Here is a 23,187-nt window from a genome sequence, read left to right on the forward strand (position 1 = left end):
AAAATGATAAAATTAACAAGAGAATCAGTTTAGTAAGTGGGTGGAGCGGACCCATTTTTTAGTTTAGAAAGGATTTTTGGATAGATGCCACAAAAGACAAAAAAGACGCCAATGATGGAACAGTATTTGGCGGTCAAAAAACAGTATCCCGACGCCTTTTTATTTTATCGTTTAGGGGATTTCTATGAAATGTTTTACAACGATGCGGTCAAGGGAGCTCAGATCCTTGAGTTGACTTTGACGACGCGCAATAAAAATGCGGTCGATCCGATCCCGATGTGTGGTGTACCGCATCATGCTGCACAAAATTACATTGATATTTTAGTTGACCAGGGCTATAAGGTAGCGATCTGTGAACAAGTCGAAGATCCTAAGACAGCTAAGGGAATGGTCAAGCGTGAAGTGGTCCAACTAGTGACACCTGGGACGATCATCGACCAAAATGCAAGTGAAGCTAAAGAAAACAACTACTTAACAGCGCTACACGAAGAAAAGGGACAGTATGGTTTTGCGTATGCTGATCTATCGACGGGGGAGATCAAAGTTGCAACCTTAACAAGTACTGAATCGCTCTTAAATGAATTGATGAGTTTGCAGACTAAAGAAGTCGTGATCGATGATTCACTCAGTCAGCCAACGCAAACATTATTAGAACAGTTGAAAGTTTTGACGTCAACTCAGCCAGAAGTGACACCAAGTGCAGAAGTTTCGTATGTAAGTCAAGACCTCCAACAGACTTTAGAAAAGCAAACGGTCAAGCAATTGCTAGCATATTTGACGACAACGCAAAAACGCTCTTTAGCCCATCTACAAAAAGCTGTCCACTATGAACCATCCCACTATTTGAAATTAGATCACAATGCCCAACGTAATTTAGAATTATTGAAAAATTTACGGACACATAAAAAATCCGGGACCTTACTTTGGCTGTTAGATGAGACTAAAACAGCCATGGGAGCGCGTTTATTGAAACAATGGATCGGGCGCCCATTATTAGATCTCAAACAGATCGAGCAACGCCAAGCGATCGTGGAAGATCTATTAGATAATTATTTTGAACGCTCTGGGATCATTGAACAATTGACCCAAGTTTATGATCTTGAGCGTTTAGCCGGGCGCGTAGCATTTGGCAATGTCAATGGTCGCGATCTAGTCCAGTTGCGGACCTCACTCGCTCATATTCCGCAGATCCGCTATATTTTAGAACAACTAGATCAAGATATTTATCGTGATTTCTTAGCTGAATTAGATCCAGTCGAAGACGTCGCTGATCTGATCGAACAGGCGATCGTCGACGAGCCACCACTGTCGATCACTGAAGGTAATTTGATCAGAGCTGGCTATAATTCTCAGTTAGATGAGTACAACGATGCGATGAAAAATGGTAAACAGTGGTTAGCTCAGTTAGAAGCGCGCGAACGTCAAGTAACAGGGATCTCAAATCTAAAGATCGGTTTCAACCGGGTGTTTGGTTATTATATTGAAGTTTCGAAAGCTAATGTCAAAAAACTTCCGCAAGATCGTTATCAACGAAAACAAACGCTGACAAATGCTGAGCGCTTTATCACGCCTGAATTAAAGGAAAAAGAAGAATTGATCTTAGGTGCGGAGACTAAAGCTTATGAGCTAGAATATCAATTATTCACCCAGATCCGTGACCAGATCAAAGATCAGATCAAACGCCTGCAAAAATTAGCAGCTAAGGTCGCTCAATTAGATGTCTTGCAAAGTTTTGCGACTGTTAGTGAGGATAACCATTTTGTCCGCCCAGTGTTGAGTCAAAATGAGCGAACTTTGGATATCGTTGATGGTTGGCATCCAGTCGTCGAAAAAGTTTTAGGTAAGCAAAGTTATATTCCAAATGATGTCAAAATGTCTTCGGAGTTGGATATCTTATTGATCACTGGGCCAAATATGTCTGGGAAAAGTACCTATATGCGACAATTGGCACTCAGTGTGATCATGGCGCAGATGGGATGTTTTGTACCAGCTAAACAAGCCAAAATGCCGATCTTTGACCAGATCTTTACCCGGATCGGGGCAGCTGATGATCTGATCTCAGGGGAATCCACTTTCATGGTCGAAATGAAAGAAGCTAATTTAGCTTTAAAACAGGCGACCCCAAATAGCTTGTTGCTCTTTGATGAGTTAGGACGTGGGACGGCTACTTATGATGGAATGGCCTTAGCCCAAGCGATCATCGAGTATGTGCATGATAAAGTCAAAGCTAAGACATTATTTTCGACGCACTATCACGAACTGACTGTCCTCGAACAAGAATTACCACATTTGGCAAACATTCATGTTGGCGCAGTCGAAAAAGACGGTGAATTAGTCTTTTTACACAAGATGCAAGCCGGTCCAGCTGATCGCTCTTATGGGGTCCATGTTGCAAAACTAGCTGGTATGCCCGCAAGTTTATTGACCCGAGCCGATACGATCTTACATCAACTAGAAGGAAAAGAGGCACCTAAGACGACGACCACACTTAAGGAGGTCGCTCCAGTTCAAGTTGAAGCTGATGATAGTGAGGCCCAACTTTCGCTCTTTAGTCCCGAAGTTGTAACAACAAAAGAACCTGTTGGCAAAGAAATGGACGTCTTAAACGAGATCTTGGATCTGAATTTAATGGCAATGACGCCGATGGATGTAATGAATGCAGTCTTTAAGTGGCAAGAAAAATTAAAATAGCAAGGTGAGACGAAAATGGCTAAAATCCATGAGTTAGCGACTGTTTTAGCCGATCAGATCGCAGCCGGCGAAGTTGTTGAAAGGCCAGCCTCAGTGGTCAAAGAGTTGGTCGAAAATGCGATCGATGCTAACAGTACGCAGATCGATATTTATGTTAAAGAAGCAGGTATCAAAGAAGTTACTGTGATCGATAATGGTGAAGGGATCGCTGCTGAAGATGTCCCACTGGCATTTTTTAGGCATGCGACAAGTAAGATCAAGGATCGCCAAGACCTTTTTCAGGTAAATACGTTAGGCTTTCGGGGCGAAGCATTACCAAGTATTGCCTCAGTGGCCGACGTTTGTTTGGAGACTGCACTTCAGACTGAAACGCAGGGGACATTTTATCACGTGCGTGGCGGCGAAGTTACGGCTCATAAGCCAGCAGCCATGCGCCAAGGTACAAAGATCACGGTAACTGATCTATTTTATAATACACCTGCCCGTTTAAAGTACCTCAGTTCGCTTCAGACCGAGCTAGCAGCGATCAGTGATATCGTCAACCGTTTGGCTTTAAGTCATGGTGAGATCGCTTTTGCACTATATAATAATGGTAAGCGGATCTTGCAAACGGCGGGAAATGGGAAATTGATCCAAACGGTAAGTGCGATCTACGGGATCCAAAATGCCCGACAGATGGTGGCCTTTTCGGGCGAAGACCTAGATTTTAAGGTCCAAGGTTACGTGTCGTTACCTAAATTGACGCGTGCATCCCGAAATTATATCAGTTTACTGATCAATGGCCGGTACATCAAAAATAAGCAATTGCTAAAAGCAGTTTTACAAGGCTATGGCTCAAAGTTGATGGTCGGACGCTATCCCATTGGAGTTATCGATATCCACTTGGATCCTTTGTTAGTTGATGTCAATGTGCATCCGACCAAACAAGAGGTCAGGATCAGCAAAGAAGAGCAGTTAGCAAATTTGATCGAACAAACGATCTACGCGCGTTTAGCTAAAGAAAATCTGATCCCGAGTGCCTTGGAAAATCTCGGCTCAAAACCTAAAACTAAACGTGAACCTAAAGCCGAACAGTTGGATTTTACCTTAGCTGAAACTAGTGATAGTTATGAAGTAAAGCCAAAGCCAAAGCCAAAGCGTTCAACGGCTGAAATAACCCAGGTTTTAATGGGGAGCTCTTTAGCACAGACTCAAGAAACTACGCCTAAGCCTGCTAAAGCACAAGATGTGGCGCTAACTAAGCCAGTGATCATTGAAGATAAGCGCCAACTGGATTCTGACGAACTCAAAGCGTGGGATGAAAAGTATCGAGCAAAAGTGCAAGCCAAGCCAATAAATACCGCTGAGTTAGAAGTTGAACATGCTGATGATCAGAGTAGTCAAACACCGGTAAAAGAAAAATTTCCTGGGTTAACTTATATCGGACAACTCCATGGAACTTATTTATTGGCGCAAGCAGCAGATGGCTTATACTTAGTTGACCAGCATGCTGCCCAAGAGCGGTGTAAATATGAATACTACCGTGAAGCGATCGGTGAAGTTTCCAAAGCTCAGCAGGAGTTGTTAGTGCCGATCATCTTATCTTATCCGACGACAGATACGCTAAAGATCAGTGAAAATCGCGCTAAATTAGCCGAGTTAGGGATCGAACTAGAAGAGTTTGGACAAAACACTTTTATCGTAAGGCGTCACCCGACATGGTTCATCAAGGGACAAGAAGAAGACACGATCAGAGAAATGATCGAATGGTTTTTAGAAGATCATAAATTGACAGTTGCAAAATTTCGCGAAAAAACAGCGATCATGATGAGCTGTAAACGATCGATCAAGGCCAATCACCATTTAGATGATTTCCAAGCTAAGGCTTTATTGGAACAGCTGGCTAAATGTAATAATCCATTCAATTGTCCGCATGGTAGACCAACTTTAGTGCATTTTAGAAATTCAGAGCTTGAGCGGATGTTCAAACGGATCCAAGATCCCCACCAAGGAAAACAGACAGAATTGTAAAAAAGTTCGGTCAAGGTGCTGTTTCTGTGGTAACATTAAAAGGCATGTAGAAAAAGAACAGGTGAAAATTTATGTATGAATATATCATTGGGACGATAGTTAAAGTTACTCCGCGTTATATCGTAGTCGAGCGTGATCAAATGGGGTATTTAGTCTTTGTGGCTAATCCATTTCGCTATCAAGTCGATCTTGAGCGCCAGCAAAAGATCTATTTGCACCAAGCTGTTCGTGAGACTGAGATCATGCTTTACGGTTTTGTCGACGAAGCTGAAAAGCAACTTTTCTTGAAGTTATTGAATGTTTCAGGGATCGGGCCGAAAAGTGCGCTAGCGATCTTAGCTAGTGAAAACCACAGCGGTTTGATCAATGCGATCGAACAAGAAGATGATGGTTATCTGACTAATTTCCCTGGTATTGGTAAGAAAACGGCTAAGCAGATCATTTTAGACTTGAAGGGCAAGTTAAATGATCTAGACCAGACTAAGCTCGTCGGCCAACAAGGGATCGAGTTGACCACGACTGAGCAACCATATTTACAAGAGGCGATCGAAGCCTTGACCGCATTAGGGTATACGAAAACTGAGATCAAGCGCGTTGCTAAGAAGTTGGAAAATTACACTGGCGATTCGACCGATGCTTATTTGCGGCAAGGTTTACGCTTGATCATGAAAAAATAAGTAGAAGGGACTGATTTGGATGGAAGATGAGCGTCTGATCTCAAATGCGGCTTTTGATCAAAATGATGAGCAAACAGAATTGAGTCTACGTCCGCAAAAATTAGCGCAATATATCGGCCAAGAAAAGATCAAGCAAAAAGTGGCGATCTATATCGAAGCTGCCAAAAGTCGCCAAGAGTCACTCGATCATGTCTTGCTCTATGGGCCACCTGGTTTAGGTAAGACGACATTAGCGACGATCATTGCTAATGAATTGGAAGTTAAGATCAAGACGACGACAGGGCCTGCTATTGAGCGACCAGGTGATCTAGTGGCGTTATTAAATGAGCTTGAACCAGGCGATGTGTTATTTATCGATGAGATCCATCGGATGCCAAAGAGTATTGAAGAGATGCTTTATTCGGCGATGGAAGATTTTTATATCGATATCATCGTTGGCCAAGATGCGACCGCTCATCCAGTCAGATTCCCGTTGCCACCATTTACTTTGATCGGAGCTACGACTAAGGCTGGCATGTTGTCGGCCCCTTTGCGCGCGCGTTTTGGGATCGTCGAGCATATGAACTACTACACTGATGCTGAACTAGCGCAGATCGTTACCCGGTCTGCAAGTGTTTTTTCAACTGCGATCAGTGAGCAAGGCGCCTTGGAGATCTCGCGCCGTTCGCGGGGGACTCCGCGGGTGGCTAACCGCTTATTAAAGCGTGTGCGTGATTTTGCACAAGTAGCGGCCAAAGATCAGATCGACCTTGAGATCGTGAAATTTGCTTTGGAAATGCTACATGTTGATGATCGGGGCTTAGATGAGACCGATCATAAAGTTTTAAGAACAATGATCGAATTATACGGCGGTGGGCCAGTGGGCTTGAACACTTTAGCTGCCAATATCGGTGAAGATACGGAAACGATCGCCGATATGATCGAACCTTATCTCTTACAGATCGGGTTTATCAAACGAACTACTCGGGGGCGTGTGGTGACCCCGTTGGCGTATGAGCATTTACACCTACCATATAACAAAAATTAAAGAGGATGATTTTTTTGACAGAAGAACATTTAACGACCGAAGATTTTGATTATGATCTACCCGAAGAATTGATCGCACAAACACCGTTAGAGCATCGCGACCAATCACGGATGTTAGTTTTAGATTCTAAAACAGGAGAATATCAAGATGACTATTTTTACAATGTGATCGACCGCTTAAACCCTGGTGATGCTTTAGTCATGAACGATTCACGCGTTTTACCAGCTCGGATCTATGGCGTCAAACCAGATACTGGTGGACATTTAGAAGTGCTACTTTTAAATAATATCAAAGGTGATCAATGGGAGACCTTGGTCAAACCAGCTAAACGGGCTAAAGTTGGTACTAAGATCAGCTTTGGCAACGGTGAATTAACGGCCGTTGTCAAAGAAGAACTTGAACATGGAGGTCGCATCGTTGAATTTGAATACGACGGTATCTTCCTAGAAGTCTTAGAAAGCTTGGGTGAAATGCCATTACCACCATACATCAAGGAAAAATTAGACGATCCTGAAATGTATCAAACAGTTTATTCTAAAGAAGTCGGTTCGGCAGCTGCTCCTACAGCTGGGCTCCACTTTACGGAAGAATTACTGGCTAAGATCGAAGCTAAAGGTGTCAAATTAGTCTATCTGACACTACATGTTGGTTTAGGAACTTTTAGACCAGTCAGTGTGGACAACATTGAAGAGCACAAGATGCACAGTGAATTTTACCGTTTGTCAGAAGAAGCAGCAGAAACATTAAATGAAGTTCGCAAAAATGGTGGTCGGATCGTAGCTACGGGTACGACTTCGATCCGGACGCTAGAAACGATCGGAAGCAAGTTTAACGGTGAGATCAAGGCTGATAGCGGTTGGACCGACATCTTTATCAAGCCAGGTTACGAATGGAAAGTGGTCAATGCCTTTATCACTAATTTCCATTTACCAAAATCAACACTAGTAATGTTAGTTTCAGCCTTTACAGGGCGTGAAAATATTTTGAATGCTTATTGCCACGCAGTTGAAGAAAAGTATCGCTTCTTTAGCTTTGGTGATGCAATGTTTATTTATTAAAACAAGTATGATTTCCCTAGAAAGATGAAATGTGGGGGATAAGATAAAAAAGAATCAAGAAAGGAAGTATATAATTCTTTCTAAATGGCATAATGTATATGCTATTCCACATTTTTATAGCACGAATAGATGACTGAACCAGCAATTAAATATCGTTTGATCAAAAAAGAAAAACATACTGGCGCACGTTTAGGTGAGATCATCACCCCACATGGAACATTCCCAACACCGATGTTCATGCCAGTTGGGACCCAAGCGACCGTAAAAGCTATGTCACCAGAGGAACTAAAAGCCATGGGGGCTGGGATCATTTTATCCAACACCTATCACTTATGGTTACGTCCTGGTGAAGATCTAGTCAAAGAAGCCGGTGGTCTGCATAAATTTATGAACTGGGATCAAGGTATCTTGACTGATTCCGGTGGCTTTCAGGTCTTTTCACTAGCTGATATGCGTAATATTACAGAAGAAGGCGTCCATTTCAAGAGCCACTTGAATGGGGCACCGCTTTTCTTGTCACCGGAAAAGGCGATCCAGATCGAAAATGCTTTGGGCTCGGATATCATGATGAGTTTTGATGAATGCCCACCATTTTATGAAAGTTATGATTACATCAAAAAATCAGTTGAACGGACAAGTCGTTGGGCCGAACGTGGCTTAAAAGCACACCAAAATCCTGAAAAGCAAGCATTATTCGGGATCGTTCAAGGGGGCGGGCACGAAGACCTACGTAAGTTAAGCGCCCGTGACCTCGTTTCGTTAGATTTCCCAGGTTATTCGATCGGGGGACTATCAGTTGGTGAATCTAAAGCCGAGATGAATCGCGTCTTAGACTTTACGACACCGTTACTTCCTGAAGACAAACCACGTTACTTGATGGGTGTCGGTTCCCCAGATGCTTTGATCGATGGGGTCTTACGTGGGGTCGATATGTTTGATTGCGTCTTGCCAACACGGATCGCACGCAATGGTACATGTATGACATCACATGGACGTTTAGTCGTTAAAAATGCTAAATATGCGCGTGACTTCTCACCGATCGATGATAACTGTGATTGCTACACTTGCCGCAATTACACACGTGCTTATGTGCGTCACTTATTCAAAGCTGATGAGACCTTTGGCTTGCGTTTGACGAGTTATCATAACTTGTATTTCTTGCTCAATTTGATGAAGCAAGTTCGCCAAGCAATCATGGATGATAATCTGCTCGAATTTAAAGAACATTTCTTTGAAGAGTACGGTTTGAATGTTAAAAATCCAAAAAACTTTTAGTTCTTAAGGCAATTACGCTAGTTTTTAACAGATTTTTTTGATACAGTTATAAAGAACACATATACTAAGGAGGCAAATATTGTGAATTCTTCAATTTCAACAATTGTAATGTTTGTTGTTTTGATCGGTTTGATGTATTTTATGATGATCAGACCACAAAAGAAGCAACAACAACAACATCAAGAAATGATGAACGCATTGAAACCAGGCGATGAGATCGTAACTATCGGTGGTTTACATGGGGTCGTAAGTGAAGTAAATGCAGATAAAAACATCGTAACGATCGATTGCGATGGGGTTTACCTTGACTTTACTCGTTCAGCTATCGCACGCGTTTTAAAGAAAGCGGCTGAAACAACGACAACAGCCACAACGACTGAAGCCAAAAATGACTCAGTTGTGGCAGATGAAACAAAAGAAGATAAATAATTTTGGGGGATGTCTGTGTGACATCCTTTTTTAGTAGACTTTACTTGCGAGTTTTAGTAAAACGGAGTATTATGAAACAAACTAAATTGATGCCTGAGCATCAGTGGGGAGGAATTTTAAATGAGAAAATTAGGTGTTATCGGAATTGGTAATGTTGGTGTAACTGTGGCTTATACGATCGTTTCTCAAGGGATCGCTGATGAACTTGTGATGATCGATGCCAATGATAAAAAAGTCTTGGCTGAAAAGTTGGACTTTGAAGATGCAATGCCACGGATGCCATATCACACCGAGATCAAGATCCAAGATTATGCTGATCTAAAGGATGCCGATGTTGTGATCACTGCCTTTGGTGATATTCAAGCCAGTGTCAGAACCGGTAATCGTTTTGCCGAATTTGAGATCAACAGCAAAAATGCGGTCGAAGTAGGGCGTAAGTTAAAAGAAGCTGGTTTTAATGGGGTCTTGATCAATATTTCCAACCCATGTGATGCGATCACGACGATCTTGCAACAAGAGACTGGTTTACCTCGCAACCGTGTCTTTGGAACGGGGACTTTCTTGGATACCGCGCGGATGCAACATGTAGTGGGTGACTACTTGCATCAAGACAGTCGTAATATCGATGGCTATGTTCTAGGTGAACATGGTAATTCCCAATTCAACGCTTGGTCAACGGTTCGGGCTAATAATAAGCTGATCACGGAGATCTTGAGTCAAGCTGAGATCGAAGCTTTGGATAGTAAACCATCTGAAGGGGCTTGGACCGTGGCAAGCGGTAAGGGTTATACTTCTTATGCGATCGCAACTTGCGGGGTGCGTTTAGCGCAAGCAGTCATGTCTAACGCTAAATTGTTTGCTCCGGCTTCAGTATATGTTGAATCTCTAGGGACATACATCGGTTATCCAGCGATCATCGGAGCTGATGGGGTCGAAGAAGTAGTTGAGCTCAAGTTGAATGCTAAAGAAGAAGAACAATTGGCACGCTCAGTCCAATATATCAAAAATCACGTAGCCCAACTCGGTAAGGATTAAACCGAGCGTGTGAGAGCCTAAAGAAACGTCAGGATGCAAGTGCATTCTGGCGTTTTTTTAGTATTTGTTAGGTGTTATAGCATAAAAAAATAGGCACCTTGCCAACGCAAAGTACCTATCTAAAAATTAAACTTTTAATTTAAAGGTTCGAGTGTAAAATTAAGTTCCAGTGGTTTATCAGCTTTGAGCCAGTAAGCTTCGTGAACTGGTGCGCCCCAAGAATCATCCCCGCCGACACCCATTTGGTCAGCCATGAGACGTAACCAAGCAAAGCGCATTGGTGGTAATTCATCTTGATGGAGCGCTTCTTCAAGCATCATCGTGCTATACGGTAAAAGGCTAGCTGAAAATGCGTGTTTATCAGCGCTGATCGTTAAGCCAAGGTCTTTGTCATCCGTAAGTGCTAAGGCACGGACATCACAGTGGTTACCGGTCTCTTGTGGAACTAAATAAGGAGCGACACTATCTTTTGCAGTCGTAGTAAATGTTCCTAAGCGAGCTCCTAGTTTACGGTCGAGATAATTTTCGGCTGGACCGCGACCATAGTAAGTCATGTTGTCGTACTTAGCAGGTAACTTGAATTCAAGCCCAAATGTCGGTAAGGATGGCAAGTCGGGATGCCCTGGATATTTGGCATTGACGTTGACTTTACCTGTCCCATCGACCAAATATGTGACCTGAACAGTGACTTGCTTTGGTAATGGCAGTTCATAGGTGTAGCTTACTTCAACGGCGTGTTCTTTAGGTGTGACTTGAAGATCAACGACCTTGGCAAATTTGCCAGCACCTAACCACATTGCACGTTCAAAGCCATGACCACAGCCACGGTCATTATCAGTCATTGGACGCCAGAATAATAGTTGTGGCGTTCGCATGATAAATTCTTGGCCACTGTATTTAAGTGAGACTAAACCACCTTTGTCTTTAGATAAGAGCACTTCGAAGTTCTTACCCGAGATCCCGATATTGACATCACCCATAGCGACTTTAGGTGTACCCTGAGCTTTAAATTTAGGTAAAGCTTGGCGGATCACTGTTTGTCCAAAGTTGATCTCAAAGCCAGCTTTAGCCCAAGCTGTATCCTTGGCTAAATGTTGTTGAACTTCATAGATGATCTCACCTGTTTCGGGTAGTGGAAGCTCAAGGTCAAAGTGCTTGCTTTCTTGCGGTAAGACGATCAATTGATAGTCTTTTTCAAAAATAACTTTGCCGTCTTGTAAGACTCGAGCAGTAAAGTAGCTATCGACGCTATTAGTGAACAAGCCATCATTAGTCAAGGTGACACCCGTTTCATCGGGTTCGATCTTAATGTCAGCGTATAGATGCTTGACTTCCTGGGCTTTAGGTGAGATCATCCGGTCAGCAAAGACTAACCCATCGCCACAGAATTCATAATCACTTGGGCGGTCGTTAAAATCGCCCCCATAAGCTAAGCGCGTCGTATCACCTAATTTTTGATAGATCGCTTGGTCAATGTAATCCCAAATAAAGCCACCTTGATAGTGTGGATATTTTTCGAGTTTAGTGTAGAGGTCTAAGCCACCGACTGAGTTCCCCATCGCATGCATGTATTCACATGAGATATATGGCTTTTTAGGCTCGTTTTGGAGATATTCTTCGATCTCATGTGGTTTAGCGTACATTCGACTTTCGATATCTGTAATGTAGTCAAATTCGCGGTTCCAAGTCACACCTTCGTAATGAACGACACGGGTTGGATCTTTGTGACGTAAATAATCGCCCATGGCTGCAATATCTGTTCCAGCATAAGATTCATTACCTAACGACCAGATGAGCACGCTAGGGTGGTTTTTATCACGTTCAAACATGCTGTTTGCACGATCGATACAGGTCGGTTCCCATTCTGGGAGGTTGCCAGGGATGTTCCACGATGGTTCGCAGGCACCAAGTTTTTGCCAAGAACCGTGGGATTCAAGGTTAGCTTCATCGATCAAATAGATCCCATATTCATCACATAAACGATACCAAAGCGTTTGGTTAGGGTAGTGCGATGTCCGCACGGCGTTAATGTTATGGCGCTTCATAAATTTGATATCCCATAGCATATCTTCTTTGGTGATCGCCCGGCCGAGTTTAGGATCAAATTCGTGGCGGTTGACCCCTTTAAAGAGGATACGTTTACCATTTAGCAACATTAGCCCATCTTGGATCTCGAAGCGTCTAAAGCCGACTTTTTCCGGAACAAATTCGAAAACAGCTCCGTCTTTATCTTCTAAAGTCAATTCGAGTGTATATAGATTTGGAAGTTCAGCACTCCAAGGCGCTACTTGACTCAATTCTTGGCCTAAATTGATCGTTTGGGTCAAAGGTACTTTGGTCTCAAAAGCAACGCGCTTATCGGGATCTAAGAGGCGCGCATGTAAAAAGTTATCGTCAGTTTGCCCAGTTACAGTTGCTTTTAGTTCAAAAATGCCGGTCTCGTAATCATCATCTAAGTTTGCGGTAACATGGATATCAGCTAGATGAGCTTTAGGCAAAGCATACAAGAAGACATCCCGGAAGATTCCGTTCAAGCGCCAGAAATCTTGGTCTTCGATCCAGCTAGCACTGCTGTATTTGAAGACTTCAACGGCTAAGTGGTTTTGACCTTCAACTAAATATGGTGTCAGATCAAAGTCACTTGGAGTAAAGGAATCTTCACTATAGCCGATAAAGTGGCCGTTCAACCAAACATAAAAGGCAGTCGCGACCCCTTGAAATGAAATATGAACGGGCTTATCTTTTAGCGCATGATCTAATTCAAAGGTCTTGATATAAGATGCGATCTTATTTTTCTTAGGTAATTTAGGGGGCCGGAGTTCTTCGTGACCATCCCATGGATATTGGGTATTAACATATTTATAACCATCAAATCCTTGTGTTTGCAAATGACCGGGAACTTGAATGTAGTCAAAACGGCCAAAGTCAAAATCTGGTTTGATAAAATCAAGTTTTTGACTAGCGATATCAGGTTCGAGATGAACGCGCCAAGTTCCATTTAGACTTTGGTTTAGTGAATTTTTACCTGTTTTAGCACTGTAAAACTCGTGGTCGGAATGAGCGGCTAAACGATTTACGGCAAAGACAGTTGGGTCTTCAAGCCAAGATAATTTTGGTTTTGTTACATGCATCAGTAGGCTTCCTCCTTGGATAGATAGTAATTTTTAAGTTCTTGCTACATCTCTATCGTAAACGATTACATTTAGATATTCAAGTTATATTTAGTAAAAATATTACTTTTTAGGGAAAATTAAATTACTAAAATGTCTGATAGGTTATGGATAGAGTGCAGTGTTAAAAGTCAAGTGATACGACTTCAAATATGAATTTAAGTAATTTTTAGTAAATAATCCTTGATTTATCTTTTGAAAGCGGTTAATATTAGAGTTGTAAAAGAAATAGTAATTATAGTTAGGAGAATTATGATGGAAACAAAAGAACGCCCTGTAAGTAAATTTACTTCACGTTTATCATATACTTTTGGCGCTTTTGGTAATGACGTATTTTATGCTGCCTTATCAAGTTATTTGATCATGTTCATTACCTCACACCTTTTTAATACAGGTGATAAAGCAACTAATAACCGTTTGATCAGTTATGTGACTTTGATCATCATGATCTTGCGGATCGTTGAGTTATTGATCGATCCTTTTATCGGAAATGCGATTGATCGAACAAAAACGCGTTGGGGACATTTTCGTCCTTGGGTCGTAGTTGGTGGGACGATCAGTTCGATCGCACTTTTGATCTTATTTACTAATATGGGGGGCTTGAATAAATCAAACCCTTGGTTATACCTCTTTATCTTTGCCGTATTGTATATCACGATGGACATCTTTTATTCCTTTAAGGATATCGGTTTTTGGTCGATGCTACCAGCGCTTTCCTTTGATTCACGGGAACGTGAAAAGATCGCAACGTTAGCTCGTATCGGTTCAACGATCGGTGGTTCTTTAGTCGGGGTCGTCGTAATGCCATTGGTGTTATTCTTCTCACTTCAAAGTAATGGTGGGACTGGTGATGATCGTGGTTGGTTCTGGTTTGCCTTTATCGTCTGTGCTACCGCCTTTCTTAGTGCGTTGGCTGTTGGTTTTGGGACCCGCGAAGTTGAAAATGATCTCCGGAAAAACGAAGAAGATACAGCTGGTATCGGCGCTGTCTTAAAGATGTTAGTCAAAAATGACCAATTGTTATGGGTAGCGATCGCTTATCTCTTCTATGGTATCGGGATCAACTTGGTAAATGCGCTTGAATTGTATTACTTCACGTATATCATGGGCTTTTCTAAAGGCTTCTCGATCCTTTCATTCATCAATATGATCGTCGGGCTTTTCTCGGTCGCTTTCTTCCCATTCTTAGCGAAGAAGTTCAGCCGTAAGCCATTATTTATCGGATGTTTAACAATGATGTTGATCGGTCTAGCAGTCTTTTCTGTTGCCGGAAGCAATTTGGCTTTAGTTTTATTTGCAGCTGAATTGTTCTTCATCCCACAACCAGTCGTCTTCTTGATCATTTTGATGATCATCACTGACTCAGTTGAATATGGTCAATGGAAATTAGGTCACCGTGATGAATCATTAGCCTTATCCGTTCGTCCGTTAGTCGATAAATTCGGTGGGGCTATCTCCAACGGTGTTGTTGGTCAGATCGCTGTTTTAGCTGGGATGACTACGGGTGCGACAGCTTCTTCTATCACAGCAAGCGATCAATTTACCTTCAAGATCATGATGTTTGCGATCCCAGCAGTCATGATGTTGATCGGGATGTTTATCTTTGCTAAGAAGATCACTTTGACCGAAGAACGTCACGCACAGATCGTGGCTGAGTTGGAAAAAACTTGGGGTGATCAATTTAGCAGTGAAAGTAGCGAAGCCGGTGTCTTGATCAAAGATGATGAATTGACAGCCATGGTACCTGTAGCTGGTAAAGTAGTAGCTTTAAATGATGTCTCTGATCCAACCTTTGCTTCGGGCAAGATGGGAGCCGGTGTTGCGATCGTTCCTAGTGATGGTAAAGTTTATGCTCCATTTGATGGGGTCATCAAGACAGTCTTTGTCACACGCCATGCGATCGGCTTAGTTTCCGACAATGGGATCCCAGCCTTGATCCACGTTGGTATCGGAACTGTTAAGATGAAAGGGACAGGTTTTGTAACTTATGTCAATGAAGGACAACATGTGACAAAAGGTGAACAGATCATGGAATTCTGGGATCCAGCGATCAAGAAGGCTGGCTTAGATGATACGGTGATGTTTACATTTGCTAACTCAGATCTCTTTGAAAAATTTGAAGTTGAAGTCAAGCCTGGGACAGAAGTAAGTCATACAGATGTCGCAGTCGAGATCGAAAAATAGTTTTACTAAAAACCTCGCTGGTAACCCGGCGAGGTTTTTTGCGGTCGATAAGTAAACTATTTTAGTTGAAAAAAGTTTAATTTTCGGCTACAATACAGGAAATTATACCAACGAAAAGAGGGCGCTTAGATGAACTATCAAGAACAAGATCCACAATTATGGGCAGCTATTGCAGCAGAAAAGAAACGCCAACAAGGAAATATCGAGTTGATCGCTTCAGAAAATATCGTTTCTGAAGGGGTCTTAGCAGCGCAAGGCAGTGTTTTGACCAACAAATACGCTGAAGGTTATCCAGGGAAACGTTATTACGGTGGTTGTGAGTACATCGACGTTGTAGAAGACTTGGCGATCGACCGTGCAAAAGAACTTTTTGGAGCTAAATATGCTAATGTTCAACCGCACTCTGGTTCACAAGCTAATGCAGCCGCATATCGTTCCTTGATCGCACCAGGTGATACGGTCTTGGGGATGGATCTTGCTAGTGGTGGTCATTTGACGCATGGATCGCCCGTCAACTTTAGTGGGCAAACATATAATTTTGTCAGCTACGGTGTTGATAAGGAGACAGAACGCTTAGATTATGATGCGATCTTAGCTTTAGCCAAAGAGGTCAAGCCTAAGTTGGTCGTAGCTGGTGCCAGTGCGTACCCACGTGAGATCGATTTTGAACGCTTTGGTCAGATCGCTAAAGACGTCGGAGCTTACCTGATGGTCGATATGGCGCATATCGCAGGCTTAGTTGCAGCGGGTAAACACCAAAATCCAGTGCCGTATGCTGATATCGTAACGACTACGACACACAAAACTTTACGCGGACCACGGGGCGGTTTGATCTTGACCAACGATGAACAATTGGCTAAGAAGATCAATAGTGCTGTTTTCCCTGGCTTACAAGGTGGTCCTTTAGAACATGTTATCGCGGGTAAAGCAGTTGCTTTTGGTGAGGCATTGCGTCCCGAATTTAATGATTACGCTGCTCAAGTTATCAAGAATGCTCAAGCGATGGCAGAAGTGTTTGCACAAAATGATAAAGCCCGACTGATCTCTGGTGGGACAGATAATCATTTGTTATTAGTTGATGTTTTAGGCTTTGGCTTGAATGGTAAAGAAGCAGAGCAATTGCTCGACAGTGTTTCTTTGACCGTCAACAAGAACTCGATCCCATTTGAAACGCTTAGTCCATTTAAGACGAGTGGGATTCGCTTAGGTACGCCAGCAATCACGAGCCGTGGCTTTGATGAAGCCGATGCTAAGCAAGTTGCTGAATTGATCTTAGCAGTCCTTGAATCAAAAGGTGAAGCCGAAGTTTTAGCTGATGTGAAAGCTAAAGTAGCTCAGTTGACAGCCACTCATCCGATCTATGAATAGAAAATAATACAAAAGACCGTAAAAACGCAACCACGTTTTTACGGTCTTTTTTGGTATGAACTAATTTAAGCTACTGTCACGCTTGATCAATTTAGTTGCCAAGGTCACCATTTCGGGTGTCTCTTGATCTTGTTCAGCTAAGGTACTGAGTAAAGTCACCGCTGAACGTCCCATTTGTTCGGTGAAGACTTTGATACTGCTGAGAGCGGGGAAAGCAAATTTAGCTAAAGATGTGTCATTAAATGAGATCAAGCTGACACGCTCGGGTACAGGAATATCATTTTCTTGTAATGCGCGTAAAGCTCCGACGGCGATCGCATCGTTAGCGATGAAGAAAGCTTGCGGTAAGTCTTCGCCTAACTCTTTGATCGCTTGATTCATCATCTGATAACCTGATTCAGGTGAGAATTTTCCGATGTAAACATAACGCGGATCGTAAAGTTTTAGATCGCTCAAATAGTTTTTAAATGATCTAAAACGGGGATCGATCAAGGAATCGGTTTGATCGGCGGTTTTTTCTTCCCCCGCTAAAAGTCCGATCTTGGTTTGGTCTTGGTTCAAAAAGTGGTCTAAAGCCATTTTAACAGCACCATCAAAATCAGAAACGACACAATTGTAGCCCAAATTCAAAGTGTTGCTATCGACAAATACTAAATTTGAGTTTAAAGCAGCAATGTCGTGGCTTTCTTGGCGACTGTATTTCCCGATCGCGATCACGCCATTAGCTTGGGTCGCTTTTTCCAAAGGATCATTATGGAAGATCCGTGTGATCTCATAACCGAGCTTGTGAGCTTGTTTTTCGATCCCCAAGCGGATCGCGTAGTAATAAAGATCGTGGACTTCTTCTTGTTCGGTGTACCATTGAATGATCGCTAAACGTTTCTCTAAAGGTCGATCTGTTATTTGCTTTTTATTTTGAGTGTGCTTGACGTAATTTAGTTCTTCAGCGATCTTAAATATCCTGTTTCGAGTATCAGGACTGACAGACATTGTTTCGTCATAGTTTAAAACGCGTGAGACTGTAGCAGCAGAAACACCTGCTTTAGTTGCGATATCTTTGATCGTAGCCATATTTTCCTCCATTCATGATCGTTACGTATAAGTATATGTAATCTAGTATAGCATAAGCTTAGTAAAAAAACGCCTACAAGTTGTATATATTTTAGTAAAGGCCAGAATGAGCTTTTTTAAGAATGGGAAAAGAGACAGATTTATTTTACTAAATTTTAAGTAAAAACAGTTGCTAAATTCCGAAATTGTCTCTATAATTGTAACTGTAAATAAAACGCTTGCACAAATGAAGAGAGGTAATAAAAAATGGAAAAAACAGAATTAAAACAACGCTTTGAAGAGATCTTTGGTCGGCCCTCAGATGCAGAATTCTTCTCACCTGGTCGGATCAATTTGATCGGTGAACATACCGATTACAATGGAGGCCATGTTTTTCCATGTGCGATCACTTTAGGGACTTATGGTGCTGCTGCTAAACGTGACGATCAAACATTGCGCTTTTACTCAGAAAACTTTGCGGATGAAGGGATCATTGAAGTTCCATTAGCTGACCTACATTTTGATAAAGCCGATAAATGGACGAATTATCCTAAGGGCATGATCCATTTCTTAAAAGAAGCTGGACATAAGATCGATACCGGGATAGATGTCTATGTCAACGGTAATATCCCTAATGGTTCCGGTCTATCATCATCAGCTTCATTGGAATTGTTGATGGGTGTCATTGCCCAACATTTATTTGATCTCGACCTTGAACGCCTCGATCTAGTAAAGATCGGGATGAAGACTGAAAATGACTTCATCGGTGTAAATTCAGGGATCATGGATCAATTTGCCGTGGGTATGGGCCAAGCAAACAAAGCGATCTTGTTAGATACTAACACTTTGAAGTATGATCTTGTACCTTTGGACCTAAAAGACAACGTGATCGTGATCATGAATACAAATAAACGCCGTGAATTAGCTGATTCTAAGTACAATGAACGTCGCAGTGAATGTGAGACTGCGTTAGAAGAGTTGAACACTAAATTAGCTGCTAAGAGCTTAGGTGCTTTGGATGAGCAAACATTTGATGAATACAGTTATTTGATCGCTGATGAAGATCGTTTGAAGCGCGCACGGCATGCAGTTTGGGAAAATCAAAGAACTTTACAAGCACGTGAAGCTTTACAAGCAGAAGATCTCGAAAAATTCGGGCGTTTAGTAAATGCCTCACACGTTTCATTGGAACACGACTATGAAGTAACGGGTAAGGAATTGGATACGCTAGCTCATACAGCTTGGCAACAACCAGGCGTTTTAGGTGCCCGGATGACAGGTGCTGGTTTTGGTGGTTGTGGGATCGCGATCGTAAATAAAGCCGATGTGGAAGCCTTTAAGGAAAATGTTGGTAAAGTTTACGAAGAAAAGATCGGCTATGCACCAGCATTCTATATTGCTGAGATCGCCGACGGAACAAAGAAATTGTAAAAAAATGGGGGCATAAGAGATGAAGGTAGATGTAGTGACACGCTTTGTAGATGGCGTTATCGCAAATAGTGACTATACCGAAATGGATAAGCCTTACCTGTATAATCGAGTTTTAGCGCTAGTTGGTGAAGGCGAGCTTGAACAAGAAGTGGAAACGACTGACTTGATCGCGTTGAAAGATGAATTATTAACCATCGCGGCTAAAAATGGTAAAGTGGGCGAAACTCAAAATGAACGCGATAATTTAGGCGCTGAATTGATGAATTTCATCATGCCAGCACCGAGCGTTTTGAATCAACGTTTCTGGCAAACATATGAAACAGATAAACAAAAGGCGATCGCAGATTTCTATGCTTTGAGTAAACAAAATGATTATATCAAAACTAAAGCGATCGCTAAAAATATCGCCTATAGTGTGCCGACACAATATGGTGATATCGAGATCACGATCAATTTATCTAAGCCGGAAAAAGATCCTAAAGCGATCGCAGCTGCTAAAAAGATGAAACAAACAGGTTATCCTAAGTGCCAATTATGTATTGAAAATGAAGGTTATCAAGGGCGGCTCGATTATCCAGCACGGGCTAACCACCGGATCATTCGCTTTGATCTAGGTAACAAGACCTGGGGCTTTCAATATTCACCTTATGCATACTTTAATGAACATTGTATCTTTTTAGATGGCAAACATGAGCCAATGGCGATCACAAACAAGACATTTAGCCAATTATTAGCGATCGTGGACCGATTCCCAGGCTACTTTGCTGGGAGCAATGCGGATCTGCCGATCGTTGGTGGTTCGATCTTGACACATGAACACTACCAAGGTGGTAACCATGAATTTGCGATGCAAAAAGCACCGATCGAAAAAGCCTTACATTTTGCGGGCTTTGCCGATGTTGAGGCTGGGATCGTTAAATGGCCGATGTCTGTCATCAGACTACGAGCTAAAGATCAAGCTCGCCTAGTTGAACTAGCAAGTAAGATCTTGGATAAGTGGCGCACTTATTCGGATGAGAGCGTGGATGTCTTAGCCAGCTCAAATGGCGAACCACACCACACGATCACTCCGATCGCACGTAAGTCAGGTGCTGAATTTGAACTAGATCTAGTGTTACGGGATAATCAAACTTCCGCTGAATATCCAGATGGTATTTTCCATCCCCATCAAGATGTACAACACATTAAAAAAGAAAACATTGGTCTGATCGAAGTGATGGGCTTAGCGATCTTACCACCACGTCTAAAAGACGAGCTGACTGAAGTTGAAAAATACTTACTAGGAAAGCCCAACCAAATGGCCGACTACCATGCTAAGTGGGCTGAAAAGATCAAGGCTGATCATCCAGAAGTAAGTGAACAAAATGTTGATAATTTAGTCAAAGCTGAAGTCGGTAAAGTCTTTGCACGCGTTTTAGAGGATGCAGGAGTCTTTAAACGCGACCAAAAGGGGCAAGCAGCATTTGTGAGATTTGCTGAATTTGTAGGCTTAGAGGGGTAATTTAATTTAGAAAGTAGAGAGTGTATTGATGAACAAGTTGATTGAATTTGATGAAAAAAATAAAGTCTTTCATTTGCATAATGATAAGATCTCATACATTTTATCGGTAGAAGAAGGTGGCTATTTAAGTCACTTATACTTTGGGAAAAAAGTGAATGGGTATCATGGTCAGTTGCGTTATCCGCGGGTAGATCGAGGCTTTTCAGGGAATTTACCTGAGAGTCTAGACCGGACATATTCACTTGACTCGTTACTTCAAGAGTATAGTGGTGTTGGGAATTGTGATTATCGCACACCGGCTTTGGATCTACAAAATGCGGATGGTTCATTTGCAGCTCGTTTAGTCTATCAAGGCTACGAGATCACAGCGGGTAAACCTAAACTTGAAGGCTTGCCAGCGGCCTATGCTAACGCTGATGAAGCTCAGACCCTAGTGCTCTTTCTTAAAGATGAGGTCAGTGGTGTCGAAGTTACCTTGTTATACACGATCTTCAAAGATCTAGCCATTGTAGCCCGTTCCGCTAAGGTCACTAATGCAGGTGCTGAACCGGTAGAACTCAAAAAAGTCGCTTCTATGCAACTTGATTTTATCAAACAAGATATGGATGTCATCTCCTTACCTGGAGCTCATGCTAATGAACGCCATATCCAACGTGAGGCGATCGGACAAGGTAGAAAAGTCTTTGAAAGTCGCCGAGGTGCTTCAAGTCACCAAATGAACAGTTTTATCGCGGTCTTAGAGCACAACGCCGATGAATTTTCGGGTGAAGTTTACGGCTTTAACTTAGTGTATTCCGGTAATCACAGTTTTGAGATCGAGAAAGACCAATTCGAACAAACACGTGTGGTCGCTGGGATCAACGATTATAATTTTAGCTGGCACTTAGAAGCCGGTGAAAGCTTCCAAGCACCGGAAGTTTTACTAGCTTTCTCAGCTAACGGCTTGAATGAGATGAGTCAAAATTACCATGAATTGATCAGAGAACATATCGTCCGTGGTAAATTCAAACATCAAGAACGTGAGATCCTCGTAAATAACTGGGAAGCAACGTATTTTGAATTCAATGAAGATAAGTTAAAGACGATCGTTGATGATGCTAAAGAATTAGGGATCGAAATGTTTGTCCTAGATGATGGCTGGTTTGGTCATCGAGATGATGATAATACTTCGTTAGGGGATTGGACCGTTTATGAACGTAAATTCCCTCAAGGCATCAAGCATTTTGCTGATTATGTCCACGAACAAGGCTTGAAGTTTGGACTTTGGTTCGAACCAGAGATGATCTCCATCGATTCAAAGCTCTACCAAGAGCATCCTGAATATTTGATGCAAGTTCCTGGAAGAAAGCCAAGTCCTTCGCGAAATCAATTTATCTTGGATCTAACGCAAAAGGCTGTACGTGAAAACGTAGTAGCACAATTGAGTGCTCTATTAGATGGTGGCTTTATCGATTACATCAAGTGGGATATGAACCGTCATATCTCAGATGTTTATTCGGTGTCCTTGCCAAAACAACGCCAAGGCGAAGTCTACCACCGCTATATGCTAGGGCTTTACGAGATCTTAGAAACATTGACGACCAAATATCCAGATATCTTATGGGAAGGTTGTTCAGGTGGCGGTGGCCGTTTTGACACGGGTTATGCTTATTACATGCCACAGTCATGGACAAGTGATAATACCGATGCGATCGCACGTCAAACGATCCAATATGGTACTTCACTAGTTTATCCACCATCTGTCTTCACCGCGCATGTTTCGGCCGTGCCTAACCATCAAACTGGGCGGATCACGCCATTTGAAACTCGTGGTGCAGTAGCAATGAGTGCCGTCTTTGGTTATGAGCTCGATCTGACTCAATTGACAGCCGATGAAAAGGAAGCGGTCAAAGAACAGGTCAAGACTTATAAAGCGATCCGACCATTAGTCCAATTTGGTGATTTTATCCGCTTGAAAGATCCAGCTAAGGGTAACCAATGTGCCTGGATGTTTGTTTCCAGAGATAAAAATGAAGCTTTGGTCTTTGTCTTTGACCGCTTAGCTTCAGCACAACCAACCTTGACCTTGACTAAGTTAGCCGGTTTAGACCCAGCCAAAAATTATCAAGATCAAAAAACTAAGGCGCTCTTTAGTGGGAACGAATTGATGGAGTTAGGGTTCTATGATCCCGTTAAACGCCATGATTTCACGGCGGATATGTACCACTTTAAAGCCGTAACAGATTAATAATATCTCTTTTAAGGGCAAACTCATATGATGGAGTTTGCCTTTTTAGCTTGA

At 42.3% G+C, this 23,187-nt stretch carries 15 protein-coding genes; 13 read left to right on the forward strand and 2 right to left on the reverse strand.

Annotated elements, in window-relative coordinates:
- Positions 1–84: 84 nt before the first annotated feature.
- From mutS to GSR62_RS02920, 8 genes are all read left to right on the forward strand, one after another.
- Entirely contained in the window at positions 85–2,691 is a 2,607-nt protein-coding gene (gene mutS, locus GSR62_RS02885; RefSeq protein ID WP_066023776.1) for a DNA mismatch repair protein MutS, read from the forward strand.
- A gap of 15 nt (positions 2,692–2,706) precedes the next feature.
- A complete protein-coding gene (mutL, locus tag GSR62_RS02890; RefSeq protein ID WP_066023777.1) occupies positions 2,707–4,701 on the forward strand; it encodes a DNA mismatch repair endonuclease MutL in 1,995 nt (664 codons plus the stop codon).
- Between the two features lie 71 nt (positions 4,702–4,772).
- Entirely contained in the window at positions 4,773–5,378 is a 606-nt protein-coding gene (gene ruvA, locus GSR62_RS02895) for a Holliday junction branch migration protein RuvA (RefSeq protein WP_066023778.1), read from the forward strand.
- Between the two features lie 19 nt (positions 5,379–5,397).
- A complete protein-coding gene (gene ruvB / locus GSR62_RS02900; protein WP_035448814.1) occupies positions 5,398–6,405 on the forward strand; it encodes a Holliday junction branch migration DNA helicase RuvB in 1,008 nt (335 codons plus the stop codon).
- Positions 6,406–6,410: 5 nt separating this feature from the next.
- Entirely contained in the window at positions 6,411–7,463 is a 1,053-nt protein-coding gene (gene queA / locus GSR62_RS02905; protein ID WP_179854465.1) for a tRNA preQ1(34) S-adenosylmethionine ribosyltransferase-isomerase QueA, read from the forward strand.
- Between the two features lie 129 nt (positions 7,464–7,592).
- The gene (gene tgt, locus GSR62_RS02910; RefSeq protein WP_010688575.1) at positions 7,593–8,738 is read left to right on the forward strand and encodes a tRNA guanosine(34) transglycosylase Tgt; all 1,146 of its coding nucleotides are present in this window, start codon (positions 7,593–7,595) and stop codon (positions 8,736–8,738) included.
- Between the two features lie 81 nt (positions 8,739–8,819).
- The gene (gene yajC / locus GSR62_RS02915) at positions 8,820–9,167 is read left to right on the forward strand and encodes a preprotein translocase subunit YajC (RefSeq protein WP_010688576.1); all 348 of its coding nucleotides are present in this window, start codon (positions 8,820–8,822) and stop codon (positions 9,165–9,167) included.
- A 120-nt stretch (positions 9,168–9,287) separates the two neighbouring features.
- A complete protein-coding gene (locus GSR62_RS02920; protein WP_066023779.1) occupies positions 9,288–10,202 on the forward strand; it encodes an L-lactate dehydrogenase in 915 nt (304 codons plus the stop codon).
- 134 nt (positions 10,203–10,336) lie between these two features.
- On the opposite strand, the gene lacZ is transcribed toward GSR62_RS02920, so the two are convergent.
- Positions 10,337–13,333 carry a beta-galactosidase, LacZ type gene (gene lacZ, locus GSR62_RS02925; RefSeq protein ID WP_066023780.1) on the reverse strand — a complete coding sequence of 999 codons (2,997 nt, stop codon included), beginning with the start codon at positions 13,331–13,333 and terminating at the stop codon, positions 10,337–10,339.
- Positions 13,334–13,627: 294 nt separating this feature from the next.
- On the opposite strand from lacZ, the gene GSR62_RS02930 reads away from it, so the two are divergent.
- The gene (locus GSR62_RS02930) at positions 13,628–15,556 is read left to right on the forward strand and encodes a sugar MFS transporter (RefSeq protein ID WP_010688579.1); all 1,929 of its coding nucleotides are present in this window, start codon (positions 13,628–13,630) and stop codon (positions 15,554–15,556) included.
- A gap of 129 nt (positions 15,557–15,685) precedes the next feature.
- Positions 15,686–16,924 carry a serine hydroxymethyltransferase gene (gene glyA, locus GSR62_RS02935; RefSeq protein ID WP_010688580.1) on the forward strand — a complete coding sequence of 413 codons (1,239 nt, stop codon included), beginning with the start codon at positions 15,686–15,688 and terminating at the stop codon, positions 16,922–16,924.
- 60 nt (positions 16,925–16,984) lie between these two features.
- Here glyA and GSR62_RS02940 read toward each other — a convergent pair whose 3' ends face one another.
- Positions 16,985–17,995, reverse strand: coding sequence for a LacI family DNA-binding transcriptional regulator (locus tag GSR62_RS02940; protein ID WP_066023781.1), 1,011 nt, complete (start codon positions 17,993–17,995; stop codon positions 16,985–16,987).
- Positions 17,996–18,241: 246 nt separating this feature from the next.
- Here GSR62_RS02940 and GSR62_RS02945 point away from each other — a divergent pair, with 246 nt between their 5' ends.
- From GSR62_RS02945 to GSR62_RS02955, 3 genes are read left to right on the forward strand one after another with little or no spacing between them, the layout of a single operon-like run.
- Positions 18,242–19,405 (forward strand): galactokinase, encoded by a 1,164-nt coding sequence (locus GSR62_RS02945; RefSeq protein ID WP_066023782.1) that lies wholly within the window; start codon positions 18,242–18,244, stop codon positions 19,403–19,405.
- Positions 19,406–19,424: 19 nt separating this feature from the next.
- Positions 19,425–20,906, forward strand: a complete 1,482-nt coding sequence (gene galT / locus GSR62_RS02950; protein ID WP_066023783.1) for a UDP-glucose--hexose-1-phosphate uridylyltransferase — start codon at positions 19,425–19,427, stop codon at positions 20,904–20,906.
- Positions 20,907–20,934: 28 nt separating this feature from the next.
- Positions 20,935–23,133, forward strand: a complete 2,199-nt coding sequence (locus GSR62_RS02955) for an alpha-galactosidase (RefSeq protein WP_066023784.1) — start codon at positions 20,935–20,937, stop codon at positions 23,131–23,133.
- Positions 23,134–23,187: the final 54 nt, after the last annotated feature.

The sequence above is a fragment of the Ligilactobacillus animalis genome, from assembly GCF_009933595.1.
GTDB lineage: Bacteria > Bacillota > Bacilli > Lactobacillales > Lactobacillaceae > Ligilactobacillus > Ligilactobacillus animalis.